Origin of the sequence: Ferruginibacter sp. (assembly GCF_031430955.1) — a bacterium.
Taxonomy (GTDB): Bacteria; Bacteroidota; Bacteroidia; order Chitinophagales; family Chitinophagaceae; genus Ferruginibacter.
The window spans coordinates 1-18,794 of the sequence record NZ_JANPCM010000545.1; the positions used below are offsets into that span (position 1 = coordinate 1).

Sequence of the window (18,794 nt, forward strand, 5' to 3'; positions counted from 1 at the left end):
GCTGCAAAAAAATTTTACGATCATATTCATAATAACGGATTTAAGTTAGACAAATTAAAATATGGTGTGCTGGCATTGGGTGATACTTCTTATCCGCTGTTTTGCAAAACTGGTGAGGATGTAGATCTGCAGTTGAATAAATTAGGCGCTAACCGTTTTGTGCCTTTGCAAAAATGCGACCTGGAATATGATGATGAAGCCACCAACTGGTTCAATACAGTTTTAAAAAATTTAAATAATAAACAAAGCGAAGCAACAACAGTAACTACAGTTGCTTTGCCTGCTGCTAAAAAAGGAAAACAAAACTATACGGGTAAAGTATTAGCAGCAATTAATTTAAATGATAAAGGTTCCAACAAAGAAACTTATCATATAGAAATTGAAGCCGAAGGTTTGGAATACCAGTGCGGTGATTCTATTGGTATTATTGCAGAAAATGATTCGCAGGTAGTTACTGATATTATTGCAACAACAAATGTTGATGGCAACAAAAGCCTGGAGTTTAAAAAAGAAAAATTTACGATTTATGAATTACTTAAAAGAAAAATAAATATTATTCACTTAACTGAAAGATTAGTTAAACAATATGCCGCTGCAACCGGTCATTCTATTCCGGATGGCAGGGCCGATTTACTGGAGTTAGTAAAAAAATATCCTGTAAAAAATACTGCACAGTTTGAAGAAATATTAATTAGCCTGAATGCTGTTTCTCCGAGGTTATACACTATTGCCTCTTCACCCGCTGCTCATGAAGGTGAAGTGCATATTGTAGTAGTAAAAGATACTTATTCCATAAATGATAAAAAAAGATTTGGATTGTGTTCTGATTACCTGAGCAAATTAAAATTAAACAGCAGTCAGCAATTTTTTGTGCAGCCCAATAAACGTTTTCGTTTGCCTGCCGAAAACAAAGATATTATTATGGTAGGCCCCGGTACCGGTATTGCAGCCTTCCGTTCATTTTTAGCAGAACGTGATGCCACCGGTGCCTCAGGAAGAAACTGGTTATTTTTTGGTGAACAACATTTTGCAAGTGATTTTTTATACCAGACAGAAATTCAAAACTGGTTTGAAACCGGTGTACTGAATAAAATTAATTTGGCTTTTAGCAGGGATCAGCAAGAAAAAATTTATGTACAGCATAAAATGCGGGAGCATGGCGCTGAACTGTATGAATGGTTAAATGGCGGTGCTTCATTTTTTGTTTGTGGTAAAAAACATCCGATGAGTATTGATGTTGAAAATACTTTATTACAAATTATTGAACAGCACGGCAACAAAACTGCGGAAGAAGCAAAAAAATATTTGGAGCATTTGGAAGAAGAAGGAAGGTATGAGAAGGATGTGTATTAACCCCCTCCGCCCCCTAAAGGGGGAACCAGCCCCCTCTATCTCCCCCAAAGGGGAGGAAATGGAGAAGATATTAGCGGAGATTAAAACATAGGTTAGTCTTTCCTTAAGAGTAACTCAGCCAGTCAGGAAAAAAGTCGCACTAAAAAAAGTTGATATTTTAAATTAGCTCCGTAGGAGCTTAAGGTGGGTAGAATAAATGATGTAAGTTTCAGATCGTTCCGTAGGAATCCCGATTATGATCGGGAGTGCTTTTTGTAAAACATAATTAAAGCTCAATAAAGATTTAATGAACAAGAGTGCGACGCCAATGAAGTTGAACAATGCTTCTCAGCCCGGCTCAAAAGAAAAAAATAATGGCAGCAAAAAATAATTTATCCGCAATTGAAAAAATAAAAGTGAATAGTGATGGGTTACGTGGCACTATTAAAGAAAGTTTGACCGATGAAATTACCGGCGCCATTCGTGAAGACGATCAGGCGGTAATAAAATTTCATGGAATGTACCAGCAGGATGACCGGGACAGAAGAGAAGAACGTGCCGAAAAAAAATTAGACCGTTTGTATTCTTTTATGATTCGTTTGCGGCTACCGGGTGGCTTTATCAGTGCAAAAAAATGGATTGCGGCTAATGAAATTGCAGATGATAATTCTACCGGCGTAATAAAAATTACTACCAGGCAAACAATACAATTACATGGTATTGTAAAATCAAAAATAAAACCAACGATCAGTGCATTTAATAAAGCCAATTTAGATTCTATTGCAACCTGCGGCGATATTAACCGCAATGTAACCTGTGCATCGCACCCGGTGCAATCGCCATTGCATGCAGAAATTTTTGGGTATGCCAGTAAGATCAGTGATTTGCTTTTTCCAAAAACAAAAGCTTATTACGAGATATGGATTGATGATGAAAAAATTGCCGATAAAAATGAAGAGGTTGATCAGTTGTACCAGGATAGATATTTACCCAGGAAATTTAAAATTGGTATTGGCATTCCTCCCAATAACGAAGTGGATGTTTTAATAAACGACCTGGCATTGATCGCTGTTATTGAAAACAATAAATTATCAGGATTTAATATTGCCATTGGTGGCGGTTTATCTGCAACGCATGGTAATACACAAACTTATGCAAGGTTAGCTACTGTAATTGGTTTTGCAGATACAGAAGAAAAAGTTTTAAAAACTATTTACGAAGTAGTAACCGTACAAAGAGATTTTGGCAACCGAAGCGACAGAAAATTGGCAAGGTTAAAATATACTGTTGATAATTTAGGTGTAGAAAAATATAAAGAAGAAGTAGAAAAAAGAATTGGATTTAAATTGGAGCCTGCAAGGCCCTATACTTTTAACGAGAGAAAAGATTTTTACGGCTGGCATAAAAGCGATAAAGGACTTTGGTATTATACATTGTTTGTAGAAAATGGCCGTGTACTCGATGATGAAAAATTGGCGATGAAAACGGCTTTGCTTGAAATTGCAAAAAAAGATAAATGTAATTTTTTATTTACCAGCAGTCAAAATATTATTATTAGTGATGTTGCGGAAGCAGACAAAGAAACCATTAATAAAATTTTAGATGATTTTAAATTGATTGAGCATACTGACAATGCATCGCTGCTTCGCAAAAATTCGATTGCCTGTGTAGCATTACCTACCTGCCCTTTAGCATTGGCAGAGGCACAACGCTATTTACCCGAATTGATTGATAAGATTGAACCTTTGCTGTATAAAAATGAATTAAGCAATGAAGATATTATTTTACGCATGACGGGTTGCCCCAATGGTTGCGGCAGAAGTGCAGCTGCCGAAATTGGTTTTATTGGCACTGCACCCGGTAAATACAATTTGCATTTGGGTGGAGATAATGAAGGACAAAGGCTGAATAAAATTTATAAAGAAAATTTAGAAGAAGCGGAGATATTATCTGAACTCGATAATTTATTTGCTGTATATAAAAAAGAAAAAAATAGTGGTGAAAAATTTGGTGATTTTTCTATGAGAAAAGAATGGGTGTAAAGGGCAATGGTGAATAGTGAATGGTGAATATGTATTTGGATTTGTGAAAATAAAATGATCTGGTAAAACTAAATTACTTAAAACTGTTATTAAAGATTTACCGTAGATATCAATAGTTAAGAGGCTTCATTTTTTGTTTTTTTAAGGCATCCTGCAAAAACAGGATGCTTTTTTATTTATGATAATACTCATTTTAACTGCTGACTGCCGTCATCAGCTCTGCTTTAATTTACTGATAGTTTTACGCTTTATACAACAGCTATGACTATTGACACTTCCTTATTGAACAAATACAATGTGCCAGTACCACGGTACACCAGCTATCCCACAGTTCCTTTCTGGAACGAAGGCATTGATGTGACACAATGGAAAAATATTTTTCAGCAGCAGTTTACAGCAGCTAACAGCAAAGAAGGTATCAGTTTGTATTTGCATTTACCTTTCTGTGAATCGTTATGTACTTACTGCGGTTGTAATAAAAAAATTACCGGTAATCATAGTGTGGAAGAAGTGTACCTGCAGGCCATTGCAAAAGAGTGGGCATTGTATCTTGATCTGATGCATGAAAAACCAGTTATACGTGAATTGCATTTAGGTGGTGGCACACCCACTTTTTTTTCGCCGGAAAATTTAAAAAAGTTATTGGATATCATTTTTGAAAAATCAATTATTCATCCCGATCATGAATTTAGTATTGAAGGCCACCCTAACAATACTACCATTTTTCATTTACAAACTTTATACAATGAAGGTTTTCGCCGGGTGAGTTATGGTGTGCAGGATACGGACCCGGAAGTGCAAAGAATCATCAACCGTATTCAACCGGTTGAAAATGTACAGCGGGCAACCGATGCCGCAAGAGCAGTTGGTTTTAAATCGGTAAACTTCGATTTGATCTATGGCCTGCCTTTGCAAACATTAAAAAGTTTACAAAAAACTATTGAACAAACAATTGCCCTGCAACCCGACCGCATTGCATTTTACAGTTATGCTCATGTACCGTGGACCAGCCGTGGCCAAAGATTATTTGATGAAAATGATTTGCCCTCTGCGGAAGATAAAATGAAACTGTACCAGCTGGGTAAAAAATTATTGTTAGAAAATGGTTACCACGATATTGGCATGGATCATTTTGCACTGGCAACAGATGATTTATACATTGCTAAATTAGATGGCAGCCTGCACCGGAATTTTATGGGCTACACCACACAACATACTAAATTATTATTAGGCCTTGGTGTTTCCAGTATCAGCGATGCAGGTGTGGCATACGCACAAAACGAAAAAACACTGCATGATTATTATGCTGCTATCGAAAAAAATGAATTGCCGTTACGGCGTGGTTATTTTCTTACAGAGGAAGATGTAGCTTTTAAACAATACATTTTAGACATCAGTTGCAAAGGCGAAACTCATTTTAAAAAAGAACATCTTGCTTTATTAAGAAAATACAGTTTTGCTGAATTGGAAAAACTGGAAGCGGATAAATTGTTACAATGGAACGAGGAAGGTGTAACCATAACAGCGTTAGGCAATAGTTTTATCCGTAATATTTGCCGGGCATTCGATTTGCACTTGTTACGGAATCAAAAGGAAACGGCAGTACCCAGGTTTAGCAATGCCATTTAATTATTTTTTTGTCCGGATGATTTTATAAATTTTAATAGCACTCATTAATATTATTGTAAAAAGTGCAAGCCCGATTATTCCCCATAGCCAGCTCATATTATCTTTTACTGTTACGATCATAATAATCGCAATTAAAAAAATTGTAGCTACTTCATTCCATACCCTTAATTGATTAGAAGTGTATTTAAAAATGCCTTTCATTTCGTCGCTGTAAATTTTTTGTAACGTAAAATGATAAGCATACAACCCTGCAACAAAACCCAGCTTTATCCATAACCATTGGGGAATTGCAGTGTACATTGAAGTGATCCATCCACCAAAAATTACAGTGAGTATGGCTGATGGCCACGTGATGCCCAACCACAATCTCTTTATCATTATTGAAAATTGCTTTTGCAAAATTTCTTTTTCCAATCCTTCCTTCTCTCCTGCTTCGGTGTTGTAAATAAATAACCGTACAATATAAAACATACCGCTAAACCAGGTAACGATAAAAATTATGTGCAGTGCTTTAATGTAGTTGTAGAGCATTTTGGAGATGTATGATGTTGGATGGCTGATGTATGATTTTAGTTATTTATTGTTTTAATATTTTTATCAATTTATAATGATGATTATTTTATCGGTATCTAAAATTTACGAGTATTTATGTAACAAATATAATGCTGTCAGCCTGAGCTTGTCGAAGGCGGGTTGCAACAAATAAAACATTTTCAACAACCCCGATTATATAACTATTCAACTTTTCAAAATCATTTCTTTATTTCCATCGGCCGTTTCCTTCACCCATTTTTCCAAAGTATTTACCCACAAAGTATTTGTATTTAAACAAGGGATCATTTTATAAGAAGTGCCGCCAGCTTCCATAAAACTTTCTTTTCCACGTTCTTCAATTTCTTCTAAAGTTTCCAGGCAATCGCTTACAAAAGCCGGGCAAAGCACCAACAATTTTTTTATGCCTTCTTTGGGCATTTGTTCCAAACGAATATCGGTAAAAGGTTGCAGCCAGCCCTTGCCTAATCTTGATTGAAAAGAAATGCTGAATTTTTCTTTTGGAATATTTAAGGCATCAGTTACCAATTTAGTGGTAACAAAACATTGGTGGCGGTAACATTTGCTGTGTGCCGGCGAAGCAACATTACAACAATCATTTACCTGCATACAATGACTTTTTGTATCATCCGTTTTTTTTAAGTGCCGTTCTGGTATGCCGTGATAGCTGAACAATATGTGATCGTACGCTTCATTTAAAAAAGGTTTTATATTTTCTGCCATAGCATTAATATAATCCGCTTCATCAAAAAATGGTTTAATAAAATTTAATTTAAAAGGATATTTATTTTTTGAATGAATTTCTTTTGCAAAATCTACTGCCGTTTCGTAAGAGGCCATGGCATAATGCGGATATAATGGAATGGCTAAAACTTCTTCCAGCCCAGGTTGACGTTTCAGTAAATTATCATAGGCCATTGCCGGCGTGGGATTGCCGTAACGCATGGCAATTTCTATAGGTTCATCTACATATTGCTGCAGCTCCTGCTGCAAATGTTGGGTTAATACAATTAATGGTGATCCTTCATTCGTCCAGATGGTGCGGTACGCCTCTGCCGATTTTGGCGCACGAAAGGGCACAATAATTCCCTTTACCAATAAAAATCGCAGCAGGTAAGGCACATCAATTACTTTTCCATCCATTAAAAATTCATTTAAATAGCGCCTTACATCTTTAACTGATGTAGAATCTGGTGAACCCAGGTTCATTAAAACAATACCTCTTTTAGTTGCCATAAATAAAAAATATTTTCAAAATTAACCACTAGGGTCTTTAAAAGTTCAATTACTTTTAAAATTACCGCAGATGAAAGTACAATTCATCCTACTATTGCCGCATTTGTTCCGTTATGATTTTGATCACCACCTCAATTGATTACAATCAGTTGGTAAAATGACAATGTAATGACACAGAAATTAGTTTACACGCTGTGGTGAAAGTATTTTTGTGGTATCAAAATTTCAACGGTTTTATTTCAATGGCTCCACTTCAACAAACAGACATATCGAACTTTTTTGTAGCAGGTATCAACTACAAAAAAACAGATGCCGCTTTACGTGGGCAGTTTGCCATAAGTAACGAGCAATATGCAAAGCTGCTTACCCTGGCGCCTTTATATAATGTGAACGAATTATTTGTAATATCTACCTGCAACCGTACCGAAATTTATGGTTTTACCGAAAATATAGTTGACCTGTGCAAGTTGTTATGTACACAAACACAAGGTTCGGTTGAAATCTTTAATGAAATTGCTTATATAAAAAATGATAAAGAAGCCATCCGTCATTTGTTTGATGTAGCTGCCGGATTAGATTCTCAAATTTTAGGCGATTACGAAATTGTAGGTCAGTTAAAGCAGGCCGTTAAATTCTCCCGCCAGCATAATTTTATTGGTGTTTATTTAGACAGGCTGGTGAATGCCGTTTTACAATCTTCTAAATTAATTAAAACCAATACCGGTTTAAGTGGCGGTACTGTTTCTGTTTCTTTTGCCGCTATTCAGTTTATAAAAGAAAAAGTTACAAGTATTGCAGGTAAAAAAATATTATTGATAGGTACCGGAAAAATTGGCCGCAATACCTGTAAAAATTTGGTAGATTATTTACAAACAAAAAATATCACCCTCATCAACCGTACCGAAAGTAAAGCGGAAGAACTGGCTAACGAATTAGGATTACAATTTGCGTCAGTAGAAGATCTTGCCCACCAGGTGGAGGAAGCAGATATTATTTTAGTAGCTACCAATGCAGATGAACCGGTTATTTTACAATCGCATCTTTTAAATAAAGGCCATAAAATTATTATCGATCTGTCTATACCCTGCAATGTTGAAAAAACTTCACAGGATTTAAACAATATTACTTTGGTTAATGTGGATGATCTTTCTAAAATTAAAGATGCTACACTGCATAAAAGAGAAGCAGAAATACCGAAAGCAGAAGACATTATTAAAGAACAGATTTTTGAATTTTTAGAATGGTACGAAATGCGTAAATATGTGCCGTTATTAAAAGCAGTTAAAAATAAACTGTATGCCATGCACAACTGCGAACTTTATATCAGTTACTTTGCCAAACAAAATACACCACCGGTTACACCAGCCATTACCGATCTTAAAATTCAAAAAGTAATTAATGGTATGGCTGTAAACATGCGTAATCAAAATCAGCGTGGCTGCAATTACATTACTGCCATTAATGAATTTATTGCTACCGGTACAAATTAAAGCACATGGGCAAAGTTATTCGTATTGGAACAAGAGAAAGTCAGTTGGCTGTTTGGCAGGCCACCAAAGTGCAGCAATTATTATTACAAACTAATTTTCCCTCCGAATTAGTTTTTATAAAAAGTGAAGGCGATATTGATCTGCAAACACCATTGTACGAAATGGGTGTACAGGGCATTTTTACAAAGAGTTTAGACATTGCCCTGCTGCATAATAAAATTGATATTGCCGTACACTCCATGAAAGATGTACCCACACAAATGGCACAAGGCATTGTGCAGGCGGCCGTTTTAGAAAGAGCATCTTACAAAGATCTTTTAGTGTATAAAAATAATGAGTTTGTGAATGGTGAATGGTTAATGGTCAATGAAGAACCTTTAAAATTTGAAGCGCTATTCACCATTCCCCATTCCCCATTCACTATTGCAACCAGCAGCATTCGCAGAAAAGCACAATGGTTAAACCGCTTTCCAAATCATACTTTAGAAAATTTAAGGGGCAATGTAAATACCCGTTTAAAAAAAGTTGTAGAAAGTAATTGGCAGGGTGCCATTTTTGCTGCAGCAGGTTTAGAAAGAATAAATCTTCGTCCGGAAAATAGCATTGAATTGGATTGGATGTTACCGGCACCGGCGCAAGGCGCTATAATGGTGGTTTGCAGAGAGGCTGATGATTTTTGCCTGGAAGCTTGCAATAATTTCAATCACACAGATACTGCCATCTGTACAAAAATTGAAAGAGATTTTTTAAGACAATTATTAGGCGGTTGTTCTACGCCTATCAGTGCATTGGCCACAGTAAAAGATAACGAACTCATTTTTAAAGGCAACATTTTATCGGTTGATGGTAAAGAAAAAGTTACTGTTGAGAAAACAGTTTTTATTGATGAATCAAACGATTTAGGAAAAATTGCTGCTACTTGGTTATTACAAAACGGTGGACAAAAAATTGCCGATGGCATTCGCAATGGAACAAAATAACATCAACATATTATGTACAAGGCCACTAAATACTTTTTTGGTTGAGGATGCAAAAGCAGCTGGTATTGTTATTGATGAAATTTCTTTTATAGAAACAGAACCTGTACAAACTATAGAAGTGCAACAGGAAATTGAACAGGCGTTATTATTATCTGCCACTGTTGTATTTACCAGCATGAATGCGGTAGATGCAGTAGCAGCGTGGCAATACGAACAACAGCCCGACTGGAATATTTATTGCATGGGTACTACCACCAAAAAATTAGTTGCCGAAAATTTTGGCGAAGCAAATATTGCAGGCACAGCAAATTCCGCTGCGGAACTGGCGGAGTTAATTGCGGAAGACCGTTTTATTGATAAAGTTATTTTCTTTTGCGGCGATCAGCGCCGGGATGAGTTGCCAGAAATACTGCAGCAAAATAATATTGAAGTAAATGAAATTATCGTTTACCAAACTATTGAAGTGCCGCATAAAATAACCAAACCTTATCACGGCATACTTTTTTTCAGTCCCAGTGCTGTGGAAAGTTTTTTTAAAACAAATACCGTTACAGCGCAAACAATTTTGTTTGCCATTGGTAATACGACAGCAACAGCCATTAAAAAATTCACTAACAATAAAATAATCATCAGCGACGAGCCGGGAAAAGAAAACCTGGTGAAGAAGATGATAGAATACTTTACATGATGTCTGATATGGGATGTATGATGTCTGACATACAAATCAATCATCTGCAAAATCTATCTTACATCAGAAATAAAACATCAGAAATCAGACATTTTAAATCATACATCAGAAATAAATATTTATGCTACAAAACGATTTATTATTAAGGGCTTTAAGAAAAGAAAAAGTTGAACGTCCTCCTGTATGGATGATGCGGCAGGCCGGTAGATATTTGCCCGACTACATTAAGCTGAGAAATAAATACGATTTTTTTACCCGTGTGCAAACACCGGAGCTGGCAACACAAATTACTTTGCAACCTGTTGACCAGGTGGGTGTGGATGCTGCCATCATTTTCAGTGATATTTTAGTAATTCCGCAGGCCATGGGATTGGAAGTTTTGATGGAAGAAGGCAAAGGCCCGTCCTTACCAAAAACAATTAAAACAAAAAATGATATTGATGCATTAATAATTGATGGTGCCGAAGAAAGTTTAAGTTATGTGATGAATGCATTAAGTCTTACAAAAAAAGAATTGAATGGCCGTGTGCCATTAATTGGTTTTGCAGGTGCCCCATGGACGATTTTATGTTACATGATTGAAGGCAAAGGAAGTAAAACATGGGACAAAGCAAAACAGTTTGCTTATACCGAAACTACATTGGCTCATCAGCTGCTGCAAAAAATTACTACCATCACTATTCAATATTTAAAAGCACAGGTAAAAGCTGGTGCCGATACGGTACAGGTTTTTGATAGCTGGTCGGGCTCATTAAGTCCGGCAGATTTTAAAATTTTTGCACAACCTTATTTATTACAAATCGCAGATGCATTAAAAGATGATGCACCAGTAATTTTATTTCCAAAGGGGAGCTGGTATGCATTAAAAGAGTTGAGTGAAAGCAGTGCAGCTGGCATTGGTATTGATTGGTGTGTGGCGCCGCAGTTAGCAAGAGAATTAACCGGCAATAGAATTACCTTGCAGGGCAATTTTGATCCTGCAAAATTATTAGCGCCCATTCCTGAAATTAAGAAAGCTGTAAAGGAAATGATCGATGCATTTGGCATTCAAAATTATGTAGCTAATTTGGGGCATGGCATTACACCCAATGTTCCGGTTGATCATGCCAAAGCATTTGTGGATGCAGTGAAGGAATACAAAAGTGAAGGGTGAATGGTCAATGGCGAATAGTGAATAACCATATTCATTATTGCAATAGACAATTACTATTCACAATTTAAAATTGACCATTCACAATTCACCATTGACAATATGGATACAAAAGAACTTTGGATTGAGATTATTCACAACATGCAAAATAAAATTTGCAACGCTTTAGAATTATGTGATGGCAAAGCAACATTTGTAGAAGATAAATGGGAACGGCCTGAGGGTGGTGGCGGCAAAACAAGAGTGATAACTAAAGGAAATGTTTTTGAAAAAGCTGGCGTTAATACTTCAATAGTTTTTGGTGAGGTAACGGAAGCGATGAAAACCCAATTAAAAATTGATGGTGCAAAATGGTTTGCCTGCGGTTTAAGTATTGTGTTGCATCCTGTAAATCCATTTGTACCAACTGTGCATTGCAATTACAGGATGTTTGAATTGTACAACGAAAATAATGAAGTGATGGATCGCTGGTTTGGTGGCGGCACTGACTTAACTCCTTATTATTTAATGGAAGAAGACGCTAAACATTTTCATCAAACTTATAAAAATACCTGCGATGCATTTGATGCAACGTTCTATCCAGTATTTAAAAAAAACTGCGACAATTATTTTGTAAACTGGCACCGCAATGAAGAACGCCGTGGCATTGGCGGAATTTTTTACGATTACCAGCGGCCTGATGAAACTAAAGATGTACATTTTTGGATGAACTTTGGTAAAACCTGCGGTGATGCATTTATAGAAGCATACGTTCCCATTGTTGAAAAAAGAAAAGCAACAGCATACACTGCCGAAAATAAATACTGGCAGGAAATAAGAAGGGGCCGTTATGTAGAATTTAATTTGGTACACGACCGCGGTACTTTATTCGGTTTAAAAACAAATGGCCGTACAGAAAGTATTTTAATGAGCTTACCGCCAACAGTGAGATTTGAATATAATTATCAACCCAAGTTTGGTAGTGAAGAATATAAAATACAGGAAGCCTGTTTGCATCCAAGAGATTGGATTAACGAGATTACGGAAGATGAAAAAAATGCGTGGGCTAAACGTTCTAATTCTTGTTAAAAAAAGTTATTTAACCCCGACAGCGGCTTACAGCCCTGTCGCCGGTTGACTGAAATAAATACTAAAATAAATTTTATGTTTTTACAAAGAAGAAACAGGATTTTGCGACAGTCGCCGGCTATCAGAAGTTTAGTTTGTGAAACAATTTTAACCCCAAACGATTTTATAGTTCCTCTTTTTATTACGGAAGGAGAAAATATAAAATTAGAAATTGCTTCCATGCCTAACTATTACCGGCTTAGTTTAGATAATACAGTAAAAGAAGTAAAAGAATTATGGAGCATGGGTTTAAAATCAGTTTTACTTTTTGTAAAATCAAAAGACGAATTAAAAGATAACAAAGGAACAGAAGCATTAAACCCGGATGGTTTAATGCAAAGAAGTATCAAAGCCATTAAAGATGCCGTGCCCGAAATGGTGGTAATGACGGATGTGGCACTGGATCCGTTTTCTTCCTATGGGCATGATGGTATTGTAGAGAACGGGCAGATTGTAAATGATGCAACAGTTGAAGTTTTAGCAAAAATGAGTGTAAGCCATGCGCAGGCTGGCGCCGATTTTGTTGCTCCCAGCGATATGATGGATGGCCGCATTGGTGCCATTAGAAAAGCATTGGAAGAAAATAATTTTACCAATACAGGCATCATGGCATACAGTGCAAAATATGCTTCTTGTTTTTACGGACCTTTTCGTGATGCATTAGACAGTGCCCCTGGTTTTGGTGATAAAAAAACTTACCAGATGGATTACGGCAACCGCATAGAAGCCGTGAAAGAAGCGTTGATGGATATTGAAGAAGGTGCCGATATTGTAATGGTAAAACCCGGCCTGCCTTATTTAGATATTGTAAGAGAAGTAAAAAATGCAGTAAACGTTCCTGTGAGTGTATACAATATCAGCGGCGAATATGCCATGATAAAAGCCGCTTCAAAAATGGGTTGGATAGATGAAGACAAAGCAATTTTAGAAACCTTAACATCAATAAAAAGAGCAGGAGCAGATTTGATTGCAACGTATTTTGCTAAGGATGCGGTGAGATTATTGGGGTGAATGGTGAATGGTGAATGGTGAATAATTAATGCGATGGATTATTATTTATTTGTAAGTTTAATAATTCAATCACTTTAAATTATTTTTATGTTCCTTACTTTAAATCACCAAAAACTTGATGTTTATAGCTTTTCAAAACTTTTTGTTTTAGAATGTTATAAATTAACTAAAATATTACCAGCTGACGAAAAATTTGGAATGATCTCACAAATCAGAAGAGCTGCGTTATCTGTTCATTTAAATATTGCAGAAGGTGCTTCAAGAAGATCAGAAGTTGAAAGAAAAAGATATTATGAAATTTCAAGAGGTTCTATAATAGAAATTGACGCAGCAATTGATATTGCACATGAACTAAACTATCTTGCTGATTATGATTTAACTAAATTAGGCGAAGCCATGATAAAGTCTTTTAAAATATTAAGTGGCCTCATAAATTACAAACCGCAAAATTGACCATTCACAATTCACCATTCACATCATGTATAAAAAAAGTGAAGAATTATTCGCAAGAGCGCAACAATCTATCCCCGGAGGTGTAAACTCTCCCGTTAGGGCATTTAAAAGTGTAGGTGGCACACCAATATTTATGCATAGCGCAAAAGGCGCTTACTTATTTGACGTAGATAATAATAAGTACATTGACTACATCGCATCGTGGGGGCCAATGATATTAGGTCATGCATACGAACCTGTGGTAAAAGCCATACAGGAAAAAGCATTGGGCTCCACATCGTTTGGTGCACCCACACAATTGGAAACTGAAATGGCCGAACTTATCATCGGTATGGTGCCGAATGTAGATTTGATAAGAATGGTAAGCAGCGGCACCGAAGCCTGCATGAGTGCCATTCGTTTGGCAAGAGGATATACCGGAAAAAATAAAATAATAAAATTTGAAGGGCACTATCATGGTCATGCAGATTCATTTTTAGTAAAAGCAGGCAGTGGTATGGCAACATTAAATATTCAAACGGTGCCGGGTATTACGGCTGGTGTAGCCAATGATACTTTAACAGCGGCATTCAATAATTTAGATGCAGTAAAAGAATTAGTAACTAAAAATAAAAATGAAATTGCTGCAATAATTGTAGAACCTGTTGCAGGTAACATGGGTTGCATTTTACCAGCAGAAGGTTTTTTAGAAGGCTTAAGAAAAATTTGTGATGAAGAAAATATCGTTTTTATTTTTGATGAAGTGATGACAGGTTTTAGACTGGCTGCCGGTGGTGCACAGGAAAAATTAAACATCAAAGCAGATTTAGTTACTTATGGAAAAGTAATTGGCGGCGGCATGCCGGTAGGTGCTTTTGGTGGTAAAAAAGAAATTATGCAGCACATTGCACCACTGGGTAATGTATACCAGGCCGGCACATTAAGTGGCAATCCTATTGCGATGATTGCAGGATTTACGATGCTTACCGAATTAAAAAATAATCCATCTATTTATACAGAGCTGGAAGAAAAAACAATTTATTTAAAAAATGGTTTGGATAATGTGTTAAAATCTTGGGGGCAACCTTATGTTATCAACCAGTTTGGTTCCATGCTCAGTATTCATTTCAGCGATCATGCAGTTACTGATTTTGCAACGGCAGCTTCCGCTAATAATGATTTATTCAAAAAATATTTTCATGCCATGCTGAAAAGAGGGGTCTATTTACCGCCATCTGCATTTGAAAGCTGGTTCCTCAATAATGCCCTCACCTATGCCGATCTGGATGAAACCATCAGTAAAACAAAAGAAAGTTTAGGAGAAATAAACTGATTTTTACAGTATAAAATAAGGATAAAAAAATATTTTTTTAATTAGTCTACTAAATTGGTAGGAAATTAGTATTTTTGACTTCCTGTTTTTTATTTTAAGCATATTACAGGGTGTTATTTTATGGCAGCAAACAGGAGCATAATTTTTATGGCAGCAGTACTAATTTCTTTTAAAGCATTAGCCCAAAGGCCATCTACCGGCATTTGGGCTAATGTACAATTGCCGCTGCAATTAAATAACAAATGGCAAATACCCGCCGATTTTAATTACAGAACATTGGGCAATTCAGTAACAGTCTTGCAGCACCTGCACCGCATTGGCCTGCGGTACAATTTTACCAAAAATTGGAGTGCAGCAGTTGGCGCCGCAATTGCTTATACACGAACCAATTTTTCAAAACAAAATAATGAATTTGCAAAAGAATTTCGTTACTGGCAGGAAGTAAATTATAAAACAGCGCTTACAAATAAATTACAAACGCAGGTAAGGATAAGAACAGAAGAACGTTCTTTTTCTGCAACCAGTACCAAAGCATCATTTCATGCATTCCGTTACAGGATAAAACCACAGTTGTTGCAAAAATTTTCTGAAAAATGGGGTTTACTTGCAGCAGATGAATATATGCAGCAACATACAAACAACAAATGGTCGTTTGACCAGAACAGGTTTATACTAAATGGCATTTATTACTTTAATAAGACTTCACAATTGCAGGCAGGCTATATGTGGTTGCGCTGGCCTGCACATTCATCTCAACATATATTAACACTATCATTTTTAAAAACAATTTCATTGCATGCAAAGCAGTAATAATTTATTTCCCATTTTTCTTAAGTTAGAAAATTTATCGGTACTTATTGTTGGCGGTGGGTATGTAGGCATGGAAAAATTAGACGCTGTTATCAGCAACTCTCCTGCAACTAAAATTACTCTTGTTGCCATACAAATAAGTGATGTCATTAAAGAAATTGCAAAACAACATCCCAATATTATTTTAAAAGAAAAACCCTACCACATAAGTGATTTAGCTGATAACGATATTATTATTGCTGCCATTAATGAAACTGCTATCAGCCAACAAATTGTAACAGATGCTAAAAGCAAAAAAATATTAGTTAATGCTGCTGATAAACCAGAGCTGTGCGATTTCTATTTAAGTTCAGTGGTAAAAAAAGGAAATCTAAAAATTGCTATCAGCACCAATGGAAAATCACCCACTATTGCAAAAAGAATAAAAGAAGTATTTAACGAAACTTTCCCTGATGAAATAGATGACCTGTTAAATAACATGCAGCATGTACGCAATAAATTGAGTGGCGACTTTACAGAAAAAGTAAAACAGCTTAATGAGTTAACAAAAAAACTTACAGAAAATAACAGCAATGACTGATCAAATTAAGGAAGAAACTATTGAAGAGATAACCCATTCGCAGGATGTGGTGGCAACAGAACAGGAGTTTACTTCTTCCAGAAGAAAAGTATTTAATAAATATATGGTGGCTATAACTATTGTTGCACTCATTGCTTTATTCACGTATCTTTTTTTATCTGCCGCACAGCTAACTCAATTGCAAGCCGAATTGCATAAAGATAATTACCTTTTTTACTGGATGCTGTTAGTAGGTTTTTTTGCTGAAATTGTCGCCGGCTCTATGGGTATGGGCTATGGCGTAATTTGTACTACTATATTATTAATATTAAATGTGCCGCCGCCTGTAATAAGCGCCAGCATTCACTCTGCCGAATCGTTCACCAGTGCAGCCGGCAGCATCAGCCACTGGCAATTGGGAAATATTAATAAAAAATTAGCCCGGGCTTTAGCCCTGCCGGCAATACTAGGTGCTATTATCGGCGCCTTATTATTAACTTACGTTGGCGAGCGCTATGCAAAAATTACCAAACCATTTATTGCCATTTATTCCATGTACCTGGGTATAAAAATTTTGCAAAATGCATTTACCCAAAAAGATAACGTTCCAAAAAAGAAAACTACCAATATTTTTGCCTTAGGTTTAACCGGTGGTTTTATAGATAGTTTTGGCGGCGGTGGCTGGGGGCCGTTAGTAACAGGCACTTTTATAAAAAATGGCCACACGCCACGTTATGTAATTGGCAGTTCTACTTTTGCAAAATGTATTCTCACCGTTGCCAGTGCCATTACATTTATTTTTACCATTGGCATTCATCACTGGAATATTGTTGCAGGTCTTTTAATCGGTGGTATTATTACTGCACCTTTTTCTGCCATGCTTACTTCTAAACTGCCCGTAAAAAAAATGTTTGTGGCAGTAGGTATTGTAGTAATTTTTTGCAGCCTTATTACTATTTACAGGGCAATCTTTTTGTAAGTCCCTATCCCTTAAAGGGGGAAATGGAGGAGGCTATGGTTTAATTTTTTGGGAGGTAAGCCATAAATCATTGTTCAACATCATTGGTGTGGCCTAAGGCGACACACTCTTCAACCGTAAATCTTTATTCAACTTTTATCTAAGCGTAGATTGAAGCGATTTAAAAATAAAATCATGGAACCAACACCATCTTATTCTTTATCAGCCTTAATAAAATATTTTTTAAAATTAGGCAGTACAGGTTTTGGCGGCCCTGTTGCATTGGTAGGTTACATGCATAAAGATTTGGTGGAAAATAAAACATGGATCTCAGAAGATGAGTATAAACAGGGCCTGACATTGGCACAATTAGCACCCGGCCCGCTTGCTGCACAATTGAGTATTTATTTGGGCTATGTGCATTACCGTATTATTGGCGCAACACTTACAGGCATTGCTTTTATACTACCCTCTTTTATAATGGTGGTATTATTAGGTATTGCCTATAAATTATTTGGCGGCTTACCGTGGATGAATGCAGTTTTTTATGGCGTTGGTGCAGCAGTGATTGGTATTATTGTAATCAGTTCTTATAAACTAACAGTAAAATCTATTGGCAAATTTAATTGGCAATCTTTTAAAACAAACTGGCTGCTTTGGTTATTTTTTATAGCCGCCGCAACAGTAACTTTTATAACAGAGCAGGAAAATGTTTTAGTATTTATTGCAGCAGGCGCACTATACATGTTTGTAAAAGCACCGCCAAAGATTACGGGTAATAAATTAGCTAACACTTTTGTTTTACTGCAAATAGGCTTTTGGGATTTCCAATATTCCACACTGCAAAAAATTGCCATCTTCTTTACAAAAGCAGGTGCATTTGTTTTTGGCAGCGGCCTGGCCATTGTACCATTTTTACACAGCGGCGTTGTGGTAGAAAATCATTGGCTTACCGAGCAACAATTTTTAGATGCTGTTGCTGTAGCCATGATAACTCCGGGGCCGGTAGTTATTACAGTTGGCTTTATTGGTTATCTCGTGGCTGGCTTTCCCGGCGCATGTGTAGCAGCGCTGGCAACTTTTTTACCCTGTTATTTATTTACTATTATTCCTGCGCCTTACTTTAATAAAATTGCAAAAAATAAACCGGTAAAAGCATTTGTTGATGGTATTACTGCTGCAGTTGTTGGCGCTTTGGTGGGTGCGGTTATAATTATTGCACAAAGAACGCTCATACATAATAACTCCATCAATTTTGTGGCAGTAGCCATTGCGGTTTGTACAATAGCAGTGTTACTTTACGCAAAGAAAATTCAGGAGCCTTATATAATTGCAGTTGCTGCGGTGTTAGGGATTTTATTAAAGATGTTTTGATAATTACAAAACTATTTTTACTGCTGGTAAATCCTGAGATACCCACCAGACTTAGTTTAAAACCGCATGACAAAAAAAATTAGGTCAACAGCAACAGTTTATCAGAACAAT

The 18,794-nt window shown here is 36.4% G+C and carries 17 protein-coding genes; 15 read left to right on the forward strand and 2 right to left on the reverse strand.

What is annotated here, in order from left to right; translation table 11 throughout:
• From ACY65O_RS15265 to hemN, 3 genes are all read left to right on the forward strand, one after another.
• A partial coding sequence (locus tag ACY65O_RS15265) for a diflavin oxidoreductase (RefSeq protein WP_462221723.1) occupies nucleotides 1-1,353 on the forward strand: 1,353 nt, incomplete at its 5' end.
• 320 nt (nucleotides 1,354-1,673) lie between these two features.
• Nucleotides 1,674-3,374, forward strand: coding sequence for an NADPH-dependent assimilatory sulfite reductase hemoprotein subunit (locus ACY65O_RS15270; RefSeq protein WP_462221724.1), 1,701 nt, complete (start codon nucleotides 1,674-1,676; stop codon nucleotides 3,372-3,374).
• Between the two features lie 261 nt (nucleotides 3,375-3,635).
• Nucleotides 3,636-5,003, forward strand: a complete 1,368-nt coding sequence (gene hemN, locus ACY65O_RS15275; protein ID WP_462221725.1) for an oxygen-independent coproporphyrinogen III oxidase — start codon at nucleotides 3,636-3,638, stop codon at nucleotides 5,001-5,003.
• Here hemN and ACY65O_RS15280 read toward each other — a convergent pair whose 3' ends face one another.
• Complete coding sequence (locus ACY65O_RS15280; RefSeq protein ID WP_462221726.1) at nucleotides 5,004-5,534, reverse strand: CopD family protein; 531 nt, start codon at nucleotides 5,532-5,534, stop codon at nucleotides 5,004-5,006.
• A gap of 207 nt (nucleotides 5,535-5,741) precedes the next feature.
• The gene (gene hemH / locus ACY65O_RS15285) at nucleotides 5,742-6,791 is read right to left on the reverse strand and encodes a ferrochelatase (protein WP_462221727.1); all 1,050 of its coding nucleotides are present in this window, start codon (nucleotides 6,789-6,791) and stop codon (nucleotides 5,742-5,744) included.
• Nucleotides 6,792-7,033: 242 nt separating this feature from the next.
• Between hemH and hemA the strand changes: the two genes are divergently transcribed.
• From hemA to ACY65O_RS15345, 12 genes are all read left to right on the forward strand, one after another.
• Nucleotides 7,034-8,281, forward strand: coding sequence for a glutamyl-tRNA reductase (gene hemA / locus ACY65O_RS15290; RefSeq protein ID WP_462221728.1), 1,248 nt, complete (start codon nucleotides 7,034-7,036; stop codon nucleotides 8,279-8,281).
• A gap of 5 nt (nucleotides 8,282-8,286) precedes the next feature.
• The gene (gene hemC, locus ACY65O_RS15295) at nucleotides 8,287-9,261 is read left to right on the forward strand and encodes a hydroxymethylbilane synthase (protein WP_462221729.1); all 975 of its coding nucleotides are present in this window, start codon (nucleotides 8,287-8,289) and stop codon (nucleotides 9,259-9,261) included.
• Nucleotides 9,236-9,949, forward strand: a complete 714-nt coding sequence (locus ACY65O_RS15300; protein WP_462221730.1) for a uroporphyrinogen-III synthase — start codon at nucleotides 9,236-9,238, stop codon at nucleotides 9,947-9,949. Before hemC ends, ACY65O_RS15300 begins: the two co-directional genes overlap by 26 nt.
• A 121-nt stretch (nucleotides 9,950-10,070) precedes the next feature.
• On the forward strand, nucleotides 10,071-11,102 hold the full coding sequence (hemE, locus tag ACY65O_RS15305) for a uroporphyrinogen decarboxylase (protein WP_462221731.1): 1,032 nt from the start codon (nucleotides 10,071-10,073) through the stop codon (nucleotides 11,100-11,102).
• Between the two features lie 99 nt (nucleotides 11,103-11,201).
• Nucleotides 11,202-12,167 carry an oxygen-dependent coproporphyrinogen oxidase gene (hemF, locus tag ACY65O_RS15310; protein WP_462221732.1) on the forward strand — a complete coding sequence of 322 codons (966 nt, stop codon included), beginning with the start codon at nucleotides 11,202-11,204 and terminating at the stop codon, nucleotides 12,165-12,167.
• 75 nt (nucleotides 12,168-12,242) lie between these two features.
• Nucleotides 12,243-13,217 (forward strand): porphobilinogen synthase, encoded by a 975-nt coding sequence (gene hemB / locus ACY65O_RS15315; RefSeq protein ID WP_462221733.1) that lies wholly within the window; start codon nucleotides 12,243-12,245, stop codon nucleotides 13,215-13,217.
• Nucleotides 13,218-13,304: 87 nt separating this feature from the next.
• A complete protein-coding gene (locus ACY65O_RS15320; protein ID WP_462221734.1) occupies nucleotides 13,305-13,670 on the forward strand; it encodes a four helix bundle protein in 366 nt (121 codons plus the stop codon).
• 25 nt (nucleotides 13,671-13,695) lie between these two features.
• The gene (gene hemL / locus ACY65O_RS15325) at nucleotides 13,696-14,982 is read left to right on the forward strand and encodes a glutamate-1-semialdehyde 2,1-aminomutase (protein ID WP_462221735.1); all 1,287 of its coding nucleotides are present in this window, start codon (nucleotides 13,696-13,698) and stop codon (nucleotides 14,980-14,982) included.
• 147 nt (nucleotides 14,983-15,129) lie between these two features.
• Nucleotides 15,130-15,792: a DUF2490 domain-containing protein gene (locus ACY65O_RS15330; protein WP_462221736.1), complete on the forward strand. Its 663-nt coding sequence runs from the start codon at nucleotides 15,130-15,132 to the stop codon at nucleotides 15,790-15,792.
• Entirely contained in the window at nucleotides 15,779-16,372 is a 594-nt protein-coding gene (locus ACY65O_RS15335) for a precorrin-2 dehydrogenase/sirohydrochlorin ferrochelatase family protein (RefSeq protein WP_462221737.1), read from the forward strand. Before ACY65O_RS15330 ends, ACY65O_RS15335 begins: the two co-directional genes overlap by 14 nt.
• Entirely contained in the window at nucleotides 16,365-17,330 is a 966-nt protein-coding gene (locus tag ACY65O_RS15340) for a sulfite exporter TauE/SafE family protein (RefSeq protein ID WP_462221738.1), read from the forward strand. Before ACY65O_RS15335 ends, ACY65O_RS15340 begins: the two co-directional genes overlap by 8 nt.
• 174 nt (nucleotides 17,331-17,504) lie before the next feature.
• A complete protein-coding gene (locus ACY65O_RS15345) occupies nucleotides 17,505-18,683 on the forward strand; it encodes a chromate transporter (protein ID WP_462221739.1) in 1,179 nt (392 codons plus the stop codon).
• Nucleotides 18,684-18,794 lie beyond the last annotated feature (111 nt).

Excerpts from the sequence above, each read along its gene's own strand:
- hemH (WP_462221727.1), bottom strand. The coding sequence starts at position 6,791 with ATGGCAACTAAAAGAGGTATTGTTTTAATGAACCTGGGTTCACCAGAT.
- ACY65O_RS15335 (WP_462221737.1), top strand. The coding sequence starts at position 15,779 with ATGCAAAGCAGTAATAATTTATTTCCCATTTTTCTTAAGTTAGAAAAT.
- hemL (WP_462221735.1), top strand. The coding sequence starts at position 13,696 with ATGTATAAAAAAAGTGAAGAATTATTCGCAAGAGCGCAACAATCTATC.
- hemC (WP_462221729.1), top strand. The coding sequence starts at position 8,287 with ATGGGCAAAGTTATTCGTATTGGAACAAGAGAAAGTCAGTTGGCTGTT.
- ACY65O_RS15340 (WP_462221738.1), top strand. The coding sequence starts at position 16,365 with ATGACTGATCAAATTAAGGAAGAAACTATTGAAGAGATAACCCATTCG.
- ACY65O_RS15300 (WP_462221730.1), top strand. The coding sequence starts at position 9,236 with ATGGCATTCGCAATGGAACAAAATAACATCAACATATTATGTACAAGG.
- ACY65O_RS15320 (WP_462221734.1), top strand. The coding sequence starts at position 13,305 with ATGTTCCTTACTTTAAATCACCAAAAACTTGATGTTTATAGCTTTTCA.
- ACY65O_RS15280 (WP_462221726.1), bottom strand. The coding sequence starts at position 5,534 with ATGCTCTACAACTACATTAAAGCACTGCACATAATTTTTATCGTTACC.
- hemA (WP_462221728.1), top strand. The coding sequence starts at position 7,034 with ATGGCTCCACTTCAACAAACAGACATATCGAACTTTTTTGTAGCAGGT.
- ACY65O_RS15270 (WP_462221724.1), top strand. The coding sequence starts at position 1,674 with ATGCTTCTCAGCCCGGCTCAAAAGAAAAAAATAATGGCAGCAAAAAAT.
- hemB (WP_462221733.1), top strand. The coding sequence starts at position 12,243 with ATGTTTTTACAAAGAAGAAACAGGATTTTGCGACAGTCGCCGGCTATC.
- ACY65O_RS15345 (WP_462221739.1), top strand. The coding sequence starts at position 17,505 with ATGGAACCAACACCATCTTATTCTTTATCAGCCTTAATAAAATATTTT.
- hemN (WP_462221725.1), top strand. The coding sequence starts at position 3,636 with ATGACTATTGACACTTCCTTATTGAACAAATACAATGTGCCAGTACCA.
- hemE (WP_462221731.1), top strand. The coding sequence starts at position 10,071 with ATGCTACAAAACGATTTATTATTAAGGGCTTTAAGAAAAGAAAAAGTT.
- ACY65O_RS15330 (WP_462221736.1), top strand. The coding sequence starts at position 15,130 with ATGGCAGCAGTACTAATTTCTTTTAAAGCATTAGCCCAAAGGCCATCT.
- hemF (WP_462221732.1), top strand. The coding sequence starts at position 11,202 with ATGGATACAAAAGAACTTTGGATTGAGATTATTCACAACATGCAAAAT.